Origin of the sequence: Paenibacillus sp. FSL M8-0212 (assembly GCF_038004645.1) — a bacterium.
In the GTDB taxonomy this organism is placed as follows: Bacteria; Bacillota; Bacilli; order Paenibacillales; family Paenibacillaceae; genus Paenibacillus.
The window spans coordinates 5,188,404-5,200,425 of sequence record NZ_JBBORP010000001.1 but is presented as its reverse complement, the minus strand read 5'-3'; the positions used below and the strand labels follow the sequence as shown (position 1 = coordinate 5,200,425).

Sequence of the window (12,022 nt, the reverse complement as noted above, 5' to 3'; positions counted from 1 at the left end):
ATGTCAGAACATCGGCATGATCACGATGCAATTCCGATTCTGTTCGAAGACAACCATCTGTTAGGTATTACGAAGCCGGTCAATGTACCTACCCAGGAAGATGCATCAGGTGATCCGGATTTGCTTACATTGCTGAAGCAGGATCTGAAAGAACGATACAACAAACCTGGCAATGTTTATCTCGGGTTAGTACACCGACTTGATCGTCCTGTTGGAGGGGCAATGATTTTTGCCAAGACTTCCAAAGCGGCTTCGAGATTGTCCGAGACTGTGCGGGGACGCCATTTCCGTAAAATATATGCGGCTGTTGTACATGGCAAGTTGCCTGCACAGCAGGGGACGTTAAAACACACCCTGCTGAAAGATGCACGTACAAATACCGTTACTGTTGTACCTAAAGGTACGGTTGGCGGTAAGGATGCCGTTCTGGATTACCGTGTTATCGGTGAGACAGACCGTTACAGCCTCGTCCATATCGAACTGCACACCGGCAGATCTCATCAGATTCGGGTGCAAATGAAAGAAATCGGCTGCCCCCTGTACGGGGATCAGAAGTACGGCGCAAGCGTGAATAAACCCGGGCAACAGATTGCTCTATGGTCGGCGATTGCTGCTTTTCCTCATCCAGTTACTAAGGAAGAAGTTATTCTGCAATCTTTGCCTGCAAGAGAATTCCCCTGGGCAGAATGGCCAGCTGCCGTGTACCAAAAAGCTTTTGGACAACCTCAATAAATACGTGTTCAAAAAGACTGGTGTTCAGTACCTATAAGATGGGATGAAGCTAGAAATGGAGTAGCGGAGCGTAGGAAAGCTACGTGAGCAACGGACATTTCGGCTGAATGCCATATTCGATGCTGATGATGCCGATAGGCATCCTTTGTAATCAAAAGTGGTGTTTTTAAAAAACCTCTATAAGTGCACAGGATCAGGTTACATCTGTCCATACAACGTGTCGTTCAGATTCTGTATCTGAACGACACGTTTTTTCATATTTTCAGCTATATACCTAAAATACAGAGAGGAGACATCATGATGACCCCGTTTACGAAACAAGTCGTTGCGATCATCGCGGCGATTCCCGAAGGTAAAGTGATGACTTACGGTCAGATTGCAGCCCATGCCGGTAGTCCAAGAGCCGCGAGACAAGTCGTGCGAATCCTGCACTCGATGAGCCGCAAGGAACGTCTGCCCTGGCACCGTGTCGTCAATGCAAAAGGCGAAATCTCCATACCGGACGAACACTCGCGCATGATGCAGGAAACAGAACTGATTAGCGAAGGTGTGGAGTTTCAACTGAACGGAACCATTAATCTCAAGCAGTTCGGTCATGAGCCTGATCCTGTATTTCTTATCGATCCAACGATCCAGCCCGAATAATAAAAGTACTCTCATCCTATCGCACACACCAAAAAAAGAGAACTCAGGCAGTTAGGGTTACCCCTTCGACTGCTAGAGTTCTCTTTTTGGTTTTATCTGATATTCGTTATGCTGTAGCCGTCGCTTTTTCCTGTTCTACAGTAACAGGTTCAACAGCCGGTTTTGTTTTCCGAATAAAGAACGCCATGATCAAAGCAACCACGGTCATTCCGGTAGCCACGATGAATGCATAGTTAACACCGTAAATCGTTGCATCTGCTGTAGCAGCTATCATCGCTGTTTTATCATTCGGATTAACCTGACCCGCAGCAACTGCATCCGCCAGATGTGTTTTGAGCTTACTACTCATGATAGTAACCAGAATGGCTGTACCGATCGCACCGGCAACTGTACGCAATGTATTGGACATCGCTGTACCATGTGCGTTCAGACGTTGAGGCAGTTGATTCAGACCTGCTGTCTGGATCGGCATCATCAGCATCGACATACCGAACATACGAGCCGTGTAGATAAACATCATGTAGCCGTAGGTAGTATCGATTGCCAGACGACTCAGTCCAAAAGTTGTAATTGCCGTAATGGCAAGACCTGCAACCGAAAGCCAGCGTGCGCCCACTTTATCAAATATGCGACCTGTAATTGGGGACATAATCCCCATCAATATCGCACCAGGCATCATCAGAAGTCCTGATTCAATCGGTGAGAATCCACGAATGTTTTGCAGGAAAATAGGAAGCAGGATCATACCTGCAAACATTGCCATTGTCACGAGCATATTGATAATCGTTGTTAATGTATACATGTTGTACTTGAAAATACGGAACTCAAGGAGCGGATGATCTGTTGTCAGTTGACGAATAACGAACAGTATCAGGGATATCGCACCTACGACGAGACATCCAATGACAATTGCACTGCCCCATCCATCGGTACCCGCATCACTGAATCCGTAGAGCAAACTACCAAAACCAAGTGTAGATAAAATAACGCCTGGATAATCCAGTTTAGGTCTGGATTGACGTGTTACGTTTTTGACAAAAGCAATACCAATTGCCGTTGCAATAATAGAGAATGGCAAGATGATGTAGAACAACAATCTCCAGGAATAATGCTCAACTACATAACCTGAAAGTGTAGGCCCAATTGCAGGAGCCAGAATCATCGCGATCCCCATAGTTCCCATGGCCTGACCGCGTTTCTCGATTGGGAAGATGGTCAGGAAAACAACGGTCATCAGAGGCATCAGGATACCTGCACCTGCCGCTTGAATAACACGACCTACCATCAGAATGGTGAAGGTTGGACTAAGACCACAGACTAATGTACCTAAGGTAAATAGAGTCATGGCTGTAATGAAAATTTGACGTGTTGAAAATTTGGCAATCAGATATGCCGTAACCGGAATCAGTACACCGTTGACGAGCATATAACCCGTAGTTAACCATTGGGCTTTGTTTGCATTGATCGCGAGGTCTTCCATAATTTTAGGAAGCGCTACGTTCATCAGGGTTTGGTTCAGGAATGCCACAAAGGCACCAATTAACAATGCCGCTACAATCGGGCCTTTCTTGATGTTGTCCATCGCTGAGGATGGAGCTGCAGCAGTAGTCGTACTCATATGTTGTTCATCTCTCTTCCTTCTAACTTTTCAATCATTTGACTATGAATTCTAAGTAGGTGCTCAAGGTCTTCCTTCGATATATCCAGAATGGGTGACACTCTTTCCATCCACAAATGGTGCGTTTCCTGTTGGGCCTGTTCCCCTTTGTCCGTAATCTGAAGCTTAACGGATCGGCGGTCAGCATCCGAACGTGTGCGAACGATATACTCGCCTTTGACCAGTCGCTCCACAACAGCGCTCATGGAACTGCTGCCCATATGGCATAGCTCAGCCACTTCATTGATGCCAATGGAAGGACGTTCCCTCAGGATGGATAACACCATAAACTGGATCGAAGTCAGCTCGATCTCCTTGTTTTCATTCCAAAATGCTCGAAAAAGCATTTGATTCACTTGGCGGAACGAATTAATAATATAGAATACTTCATACGTATCAGTCATTGTTTCACCCTTTTACTTTTGGAATATAATATTTCGTACACGAAATATCAGGGGAACAATTATTTATTATAACAAAAATATTTACATAGTCAACTCTTTACATATGAATTCACAAAAATAATATCAGGACATACTAACTGTGTTACATCCATGTCTTACTCAACTAACCTGGACACAGTGTGTATCATATGTAATTTGTAAATAAAATAACCATAGGGTTCCTGCATGAAACGAGCAGGCACTCCTATGGTTATTCAGAAGAATCAGCATGGTATCATACCGAAGTAGATAAGGCAGGCTCTTTGGTCTTCGGTGTTGTCATTTTGCCTAAGAGATATACCAGCAATTGTTGATTGTGCATCGAAATGTTACTGAGAACAGAGTTCATGAATTCATTACGGATGGTGATTCCCCGCTCTGTCTCCATTCTTCCTTTTTCTGACAGAGATACCCACACAATGCGTCGATCCTGATTATCCCGATTCCTGCGAATCAGATCATTCTTCTCCATCCGATCAAGCAGCATGGTTACAGCAGCTGGCGTAGTCGCCAGATAAGGAATCAGATCCGAAGGTTTCATCTTCTGATGATCTTCAAGTACCTCCAGAACAGCCAGCTGAGCCTCCGTTAATGAGGGTGCCAGCTCTTGATCCATATGCAATTTATAATCTTTGGTTAACCTGGACCAGCACTTGGCAAAATCGGAATTATACATCTTCCATCGCTCCTCTCTGCAACCGGTTATCACTTCACCTGCTTAAGTTTTCGCGCTCCAAAGCCGCATTCCTGCTGCCTTTTTTCAATTTCCTAGCGATCGACCGTAATCGACGAAGGTTGTTAAACTTCGCATGAATGACCTCTTCTAATCCGCCTTCGAACAACAAAAAAAGACTCCTCGCATGACAGGATTAGCTGTTCTGCGAAAAGTCTCGTTTGTTTGATTTTATGAAGATGATGCTGGTTGATTCTCATTGAAGTCCCTCAGAAGTTCAACGATCTCGTCCTGTTTATCCACAGGAACGATCAGTTTGCCAATATGTTTGCGCTCAGTAATCGGAACACCTTCCGAAGAGATCGGATGCACTTGGCCTTCCTTGGTCATTACAGTGATCTTACGTTGCTCTTTGCAATAAAACGCTCCAACAATACGGCTGCCATTCGGTTTCACACGTTTGCCTTCCTTGAACTCGAATGTGGCAAGCCCCTTGCCTCCACGGCTCTGGATAGCATAATCCAGGAGTAATGAACGTTTACCATATCCCAAATCGGACAACACGGCAACTTCACCTTCATCTCCTTCTACCCATAGGGCAGATACAACTTCATCTGTATCTCTTAACTGAATACCACGAACACCACCGGATACACGTCCCATTGGATTAACCTCATCCTCTCGGAAACGAATCGCCATGGCTTCTTTTGTAATCAACATAATATCTTGACCACCTGTACTTAGATGTACAGATAACACTTCATCGTCCTTGCCCACTTTACAAGCCGCAACTGCACCGGAACGCTTGGTAACGTAATCCTTCAGTTCCGTTCGTTTCACCTGTCCTCTTCGCGTAACGAAAACCAGACTGTGGTTTGGCTCTTCAAAGGATTTCACAGCAAGCACACTGGCAATACGGTCATCTTTCGCAAGGGGAATGACATTCACAATGGCTGTGCCTGGATCTTTCCACTTGAATTCAGGTACCTGGTGAACAGGTAACAGGAAGTACTGACCTTTCCTCGTAAAGACAAGCAAGTTCTCAAGCGTATTTACTTCCAAAACCTGAGCGATATAATCGCCATCTTTTACTCCACTTCCGCTCCGTTCACCACCTGAACGTGTAAAGGACTGCATGCCTGTACGTTTCACGTATCCCTCTTTGGATAATGTAACAAATACATCTTCCGCATTGACAAGCACTTCGAGATTAACCTTGAGTTCTTCCACTTCACCCTGGATCGCGGAACGACGGTCTATGCCGTATTTCTCACGAATCTCCATCAATTCTTTGCGGATGACTCCGATGAGCTTGCGGTCACTATCCAGAATGGATTGTAGTTGTGCAATCTTCTTCATCAGTTCACCGAGTTCCTTCTCCAGAGAATTGATCTCCAGATTAGTCAAACGGTACAATTGCAAAGTAAGGATGGAATCCGCTTGGCGTTCCGTGAATCCAAACATCCACATCAGGTTATTTTGAGCATCTTGACGGTTCTTCGACGCTTTGATGGCCGCAATGACCTCATCAAGGATGTTAAGTGCTTTTACCAAGCCCTCGAGCACATGCGCACGGTCTTGCGCCTTCTCCAGCTCAAACCGGGTACGGAATGTTACAACTTCCCGCTGATGGGCAATGTAAGCCTCGAGGATCGATTTCAATCCTAATTGGTGAGGTGCTTTATTCACAATCGCCACCATATTGAAATTATAGGTGACCTGCAGGTCGGTTTTCTTCAGCAAATAAGCCAAAATACCTTGTGCGTCCGCTTCTTTTTTCAGCTCAACCACGATTCGCAGACCTTCACGTCCACTCTCATCACGCACTTCGGCAATACCTTCAACCTTCTTCTCAAGTCGGATGTTCTCCATCGCTGTAACCAGACGAGACTTCACGACCTGATAAGGGATCTCGGTAATGACGATTTGCTGTTTGCCACCGCGCATGTTTTCAATCTCGGTTTTGGACCGGATATAGATCCGTCCTTTACCTGTGCGATAGGCATCCAGAATGCCGTCACCGCCCATTATCAATCCGCCTGTTGGAAAGTCAGGACCCTTCATAAACATCATGATCTCGTCCAGCTCAATCGACGGTTTCTCCATCACAGCGATGGAAGCATCAATGACCTCACGCAGATTATGTGTAGGAATCTCGGTTGCAAAGCCCGAGGAAATACCGCTGACGCCATTAACCAGCAAGTTCGGATAACGGGATGGCAATACAACCGGTTCTTTGGCCGTATTATCAAAATTATCCTTAAACAGCACCGTCCGTTTCTCGATATCGCGAAGCATCTCCATTGCGATGGGCGACAAACGGGCCTCCGTATACCGCATCGCCGCTGCCGGGTCATCATCCTGTGATCCCCAGTTACCATGACCGTCCACGAGCATATGGCCCATTTTCCAAGGCTGAGCCATCCGCACCATACCCTCATAGATGGAGGAGTCACCATGTGGATGATAATTACCCATTACGTCCCCAACGGTTTTGGCAGACTTGCGGTAAGTCTTGTCAGGCGTATTACCTGAATCGTACATGGCGTACAGAATACGCCGTTGTACTGGCTTCAACCCATCCCGGACATCCGGAATGGCTCGATCCTGAATAATATATTTGGAGTAGCGACCGAAACGGTCCCCAACGACCTCTTCGAGAAAGGCCGGCATAAATTGTTCTGATGGACTCATTCCAAGCACCTTCTATTCTTCGTACTCTGTAAAGTCGACGTTCTCTACAATCCAGCGTTTCCGCGGATCAACCTTATCACCCATGAGCGTAGATACACGACGTTCTGCTTTTGCTGCATCAACAATCTGTACCTTCAGCATCGCACGAGTTTCCGGATTCATTGTTGTCTCCCACAGTTGATCCGGATTCATCTCACCAAGACCTTTATAACGTTGAAGCTCAACATTATTACCGAATTCCTTCATATAATTCGCCAGTTCTTCATCCGTCCATGCATATCGAACAGTCGCGAGCTTACCAGACTTACGAGTAAGTTTGTACAATGGCGGCTGAGCAATATATACTTTGCCTGCATCAATTAAAGGCTTCATATAACGATAAAAGAAGGTTAACAGCAGCACCTGAATATGTGCGCCGTCCGTATCCGCATCGGTCATAATGATAATTTTGGAATAATTGCTGTCTTCAACTGCAAATTCGGTTCCTATGCCCGCACCGATCGCTGCTGTAATCGCACGGTATTCTTCATTTTTGAGAATGTCGGCCAGCTTTGATTTTTCCGGATTGAGCGGTTTTCCCTTGAGGGGCAAAATAGCCTGAATCTTCGAGTCGCGTCCCTGTTTGGCAGAACCACCTGCGGAATCCCCTTCGACAATAAATAACTCATTGCGGGTAAAATCCTTTGATTGCGCCGGCGTCAGTTTGCCGTTCAGGTTGGAACTTTCACTGCGTTTCTTGCCTGTGCGCATATCATCACGTGCTTTGCGAGCTGCTTCTCTGGCTCTGGAGGCTTGAACCGCTTTGCGAATTAACGTTTGAGCTACCTGCGGGTTTTCTTCCAGGAACCTTTGAATATTTTCGGACACGACCGAATCCACTGCACTTCGAGCGGAAGCGCTGCCGAGCTGATCCTTTGTCTGCCCCACGAACTCAACCTCTGACATTTTGACACTGATGACGGCCATCATACCTTCACGCAGGTCATTACCTTCGAGGTTTTTGTCTTTTTCCTTAATCATGCTGGTACGCCGTGCGTAATCATTCATTACACGGGTATACGCAGCCCTGAATCCGGTCTCATGAGTACCACCACCCCGAGTAGGGATCGAGTTCACGAACGAAGCCAGTGTTTCCGTATAACCCGCGTTATACTGGATTGCCACTTCGACTTCAATGTCATCCTTCTCCGCATAGAAGTGAATAACATCATGCAACACATCTTTATTTTCGTTCAGAAAAGCAACAAACTGGCTTGCTCCGCCTTCATACATGTATTCATCCTGATTGCCGGAACGTTCGTCCTTGAGCACAATTCTCAGACCTGAATTCAGAAAAGCAATCTCCTGAAGGCGTTCTGCCAATGTATCATAATTAAATTGAATGCCGTTCTGGAACACCCGAATATCCGGTTTAAATGTAACTTTTGTACCTGTCCGATTGGTATTGCCCAACACTTCGAGACCGGAGACCGGTTCACCGACATGTTCAATCCCTTTTTTGTCCTTCCAATACTCGAATCGCTGACGATGAATCTTGCCATCACGGAAAATCTCGACTTCAAGCCACTCGGACAATGCGTTTGTAACTGACGCACCTACACCGTGCAAACCGCCTGATTTTTTGTATCCTGATCCACCGAACTTTCCGCCTGCGTGCAAAATCGTAAACACGACCTGGGGAGTAGGAATCCCTGTTTTATGTATACCTGTCGGAATTCCCCTTCCGTTATCCTGAACCGTAATAGAACCGTCCTTATGCAGCGTGATATCGATTTTGGAGCAGAATTTGGCGAGGTGTTCGTCGACAGCGTTGTCGACAATTTCCCATACCAAATGATGTAGACCCGAAGTGCTGGTGCTGCCGATGTACATCCCCGGCCGTTTCCGTACCGCTACCAACCCTTCAAGTACTTGAATGTCGTCCGCGTCGTAGCCTGAAGACCCCTGTCCTCCGCCTGTCGAACCTGCCGACATATCGATTTGCTCGACCATTCATGCTCCCCCTTCTTAACTTGCAACTAAAAAAATGCCTAAAATGCAAACAGATGTTTTCTTATCCTTGTCCATTTTAATTCAAGATATCCCGTTTCGTAAAGACAAGGAATGACACAATGAGTGAAGCAATGCCCCAAACACTAAGCACAATAAGGGAAAAACCTAAATTCATACCCTCGATTGGCGGTAATCCGCCTGACAAATAATCAGGAAGTTCGAGGTTAACCATGAACAGATATTTCGCTGTCTGCCAGGATGCAGCCATACTGGTCAAGATTGTTCCTGCAATCAGAGCGGCCATCATGATAACGATACTTGCAGCTGTACTTCGCACAAGTACGGATACCATAAATGCAAGCATAGCCACAATTACACTCACAAACCAGATTAGTCCTGCCTGCATAAGCATATACAGCCACTGGTCTACAGCATGCACTGCCGACATATCGACATCTGTTCCCACAACTTTGAATCCTGTGAAGATTGGCATGTTGAAGCCTTTATAACCAAAGACCGCACCCGATATGACATAACATATAATGTAGGCTGATACCACTATGATCGAAACAAACATAATCAGCGTAATTAATTTACTCAGAAGCACTTTCCAGCGTCTAACCGGACGCGTTAAAAGCATTTTAATCGTACCTGTCGTACGTTCACCGGAAACAAGATCTGAAGCAATAGCCATGATTAACAGTGGAATAAACAATCCAACTGCGTTGTTCATGAACTCCCGCGTAAAGGTGACACCGCCCGGTTCTTTGGGATTGATGTCATTCTCAAGATAATACTGCATCTGCTGGATATATACTGTTCTATATTTTTTGTACTCTTCAGGTACCCGATCGCTACCGAGCGAATTTTGATTGTCTGTGATGGCCTGTTGCAGTTCAAGCCGCCAATCGCCACCAAACTTGTCACGATTATTCTCCGCAGATTTCATCTGGGCATACGTAAACATCGGTACGAGGACCGCAAGTACAATAAATATAATATAAAGCCGTTTTTTCTTCACCATCTTAATCGTTTCATTGCGGATCAGAGGCATGATATTACTCAATGGATTCACCTTCTGTCATTTTTAAGAATAGTTGTTCGAGCGTAGGCTGAATCCGCTGTACCCCTTCAACCTGAATACCTGCTTGAACCATCTGCTGCACCAGATCAGGGATTCGATCTTCATGCATCTCGGCAACCACGGCGTTGGGACCAAGGCCTGCAACAATGGTATCATCCATCACATCCGCAGGTCGACCTACCAGAGCAATGCCTGCATCCTGCAACATTGTTTTGCCTTGCTCCAGTGGTGAAACATGCCATATAGCTAACTTCGAATGATCTTCAATCAGTTCGCTTACGCCTCCAACAGCAAGCACACGTCCAGCACTGATAATGGCTACTCTGTCACAGAGAAGCTGGATCTCACTTAACAAGTGACTGCTGACAAATACAGCCATACCTTCACTGGCAAGTTGCTTAATAAAGACGCGAAGTTCCTTAATACCTTTTGGATCAAGGCCATTTGTCGGTTCATCCAGAATGAGCAGACGCGGTCGCCCAAGCAGCGCTTGTGCAATACCGAGCCGTTGGCGCATACCTAATGAGTATGTTCTGACTTTATCGTGAATCCGCTGATCCAGACGCACAATATCCACAACTTCCTGAATGCGCTCGTTGTCCACACCTGGTTGCATGCGGGCAAAATGCTCCAGGTTCTCCCATCCCGTCAGATATGTATATACCTCCGGATTTTCAACAATGGAGCCTACATACTTCAAAGCACGCTCAGGGTCCCGATTCACATCATAACCACAGACTTTAATTTTCCCTTCTGTCGGTTTGATCAGATCCACCAGCATCCGTATCGTTGTTGTTTTGCCGGCACCGTTGGGACCGAGAAATCCAAAGATTTCACCAGGTTTTACGTCAAATGTAACGTCCTTAATGATCCACTTGCGTCCGATCCGCTTCTTCAGATGCTGTACAGACAAGACGGAATCATACTGCTGCTCTGCCATTTAATTTCCGCTCCCTTCTGCCGGTGTATCTGCCTGGAATTCCTGTGCAATCCGAACTGCAATTTGCTCATAACCTTGTCCATTGGGATGGAAATGATCTGAAGAGAGATACTCCCCCAGATGATTTTCAAATAAATCGAATGTAGGGACCAGTGTCATCTTGTCCTCATTGTTCAAAATAGCCAGTGCAGCATCGTTCCATGCTGCAACCACTGCATTACCCGGCTTCTCCAGTTCCTTCACATCGCCAAATGGATTGTACAACCCTATGTACGCAATCTGTGCATCGGGATTAATTTCTTTGACTTTCTTCAATATCTCTTGAAGGCGCTTCGACGTTTCCGGCAAAGCCGCTGCCAGCTGCTCTGCTGTTGGCGGATCTTCCCCCTGTAGAACTTGTCCTCCCTGAAACAAATCATTTGCGCCAATCGAGAGCAAAATAAAATTGGACTGCTGCAGGACGTAACGCACACCTTGCTCATCAAGTTTTGTCATTAAAGCATCTGTTCTCAAACCGTTTACACCCAGATTATTAAGAACCTGAACGTCATATCCTTTATCTTTAAGCAGGTTTCCTGCACGTCTCACAAAACCGAGTCCTTCATCATCCCCCGTGCCTCTTGCCAAGGAATCGCCGATGACGGCCATCCGAATCTTGCCATCTTCCACGACAGCCGGTTCCCCCTCGATATCCTTAGATGGAGCAGTTGCCTCCTGGCCTGTAGTTAATGCGGAATCTCCCTCGGGGAAAATCACGTCTTTTATGGCGTATCCAAATCCAAATAACAACAACAAAGTTGCCAAGATGGAAACTGTACTGACAGTTCTCCAGATCCATGGTGCTGAATCAAGGCTTTTTTTCTTTTTCATCATCACATCTCCGCTCATGTACACCAGTCCGGGTGCTTAATAATTTATAATGACTTTACATTAAGGCGTGTCTGAAAATCCGCTTCCTTCGGAGTTTTCAGACACGCCTTAATGATGCTATTCCTAAATAACATAAATGTTCTGTCGTTAATTTGCAAATTTTGGCGCTATATTCGCAAAATTCATTTTCCTTATGTCATTTTACGGAAAAAAGGTTATACCATACACAGATTTGAACTGTGTGCTGGCATAACCTTGTGGAAAAGAAATTCATATTTTCTTCATTATAAAC

10 protein-coding genes are annotated in these 12,022 nt (G+C 45.8%); 2 read left to right on the top strand and 8 right to left on the bottom strand.

The window, feature by feature from the left end; translation table 11 throughout:
* Both MKX68_RS22985 and MKX68_RS22980 read left to right on the top strand, forming a co-directional pair.
* Window positions 1–732 carry an RluA family pseudouridine synthase gene (locus tag MKX68_RS22985; protein ID WP_340914155.1) on the top strand — a complete coding sequence of 244 codons (732 nt, stop codon included), beginning with the start codon at window positions 1–3 and terminating at the stop codon, window positions 730–732.
* Between the two features lie 300 nt (window positions 733–1,032).
* Window positions 1,033–1,377 (top strand): MGMT family protein, encoded by a 345-nt coding sequence (locus tag MKX68_RS22980; protein WP_036613313.1) that lies wholly within the window; start codon window positions 1,033–1,035, stop codon window positions 1,375–1,377.
* A 106-nt stretch (window positions 1,378–1,483) separates the two neighbouring features.
* Here MKX68_RS22980 and MKX68_RS22975 read toward each other — a convergent pair whose 3' ends face one another.
* The 8 genes from MKX68_RS22975 to MKX68_RS22940 all read right to left on the bottom strand — a co-directional run bounded on the left by MKX68_RS22975 (window position 1,484) and on the right by MKX68_RS22940 (window position 11,730).
* Window positions 1,484–2,995 (bottom strand): DHA2 family efflux MFS transporter permease subunit, encoded by a 1,512-nt coding sequence (locus MKX68_RS22975; protein ID WP_340914154.1) that lies wholly within the window; start codon window positions 2,993–2,995, stop codon window positions 1,484–1,486.
* Complete coding sequence (locus MKX68_RS22970; protein ID WP_036613308.1) at window positions 2,992–3,438, bottom strand: MarR family winged helix-turn-helix transcriptional regulator; 447 nt, start codon at window positions 3,436–3,438, stop codon at window positions 2,992–2,994. The genes MKX68_RS22975 and MKX68_RS22970 overlap by 4 nt, the downstream gene beginning before the upstream one ends.
* A gap of 274 nt (window positions 3,439–3,712) precedes the next feature.
* Window positions 3,713–4,153, bottom strand: a complete 441-nt coding sequence (locus MKX68_RS22965) for a MarR family winged helix-turn-helix transcriptional regulator (protein WP_124116267.1) — start codon at window positions 4,151–4,153, stop codon at window positions 3,713–3,715.
* A gap of 228 nt (window positions 4,154–4,381) precedes the next feature.
* Window positions 4,382–6,844, bottom strand: coding sequence for a DNA gyrase subunit A (gene gyrA, locus MKX68_RS22960; RefSeq protein WP_249912271.1), 2,463 nt, complete (start codon window positions 6,842–6,844; stop codon window positions 4,382–4,384).
* A 12-nt stretch (window positions 6,845–6,856) separates the two neighbouring features.
* Window positions 6,857–8,836 carry a DNA topoisomerase IV subunit B gene (gene parE, locus MKX68_RS22955; protein ID WP_339783052.1) on the bottom strand — a complete coding sequence of 660 codons (1,980 nt, stop codon included), beginning with the start codon at window positions 8,834–8,836 and terminating at the stop codon, window positions 6,857–6,859.
* A 76-nt stretch (window positions 8,837–8,912) separates the two neighbouring features.
* Window positions 8,913–9,902, bottom strand: coding sequence for an ABC transporter permease (locus tag MKX68_RS22950; protein WP_211084733.1), 990 nt, complete (start codon window positions 9,900–9,902; stop codon window positions 8,913–8,915).
* Window positions 9,895–10,860: an ABC transporter ATP-binding protein gene (locus tag MKX68_RS22945; RefSeq protein ID WP_340914153.1), complete on the bottom strand. Its 966-nt coding sequence runs from the start codon at window positions 10,858–10,860 to the stop codon at window positions 9,895–9,897. The genes MKX68_RS22950 and MKX68_RS22945 overlap by 8 nt, the downstream gene beginning before the upstream one ends.
* Window positions 10,861–11,730, bottom strand: coding sequence for a GDSL-type esterase/lipase family protein (locus MKX68_RS22940; protein WP_340914152.1), 870 nt, complete (start codon window positions 11,728–11,730; stop codon window positions 10,861–10,863).
* Window positions 11,731–12,022 lie beyond the last annotated feature (292 nt).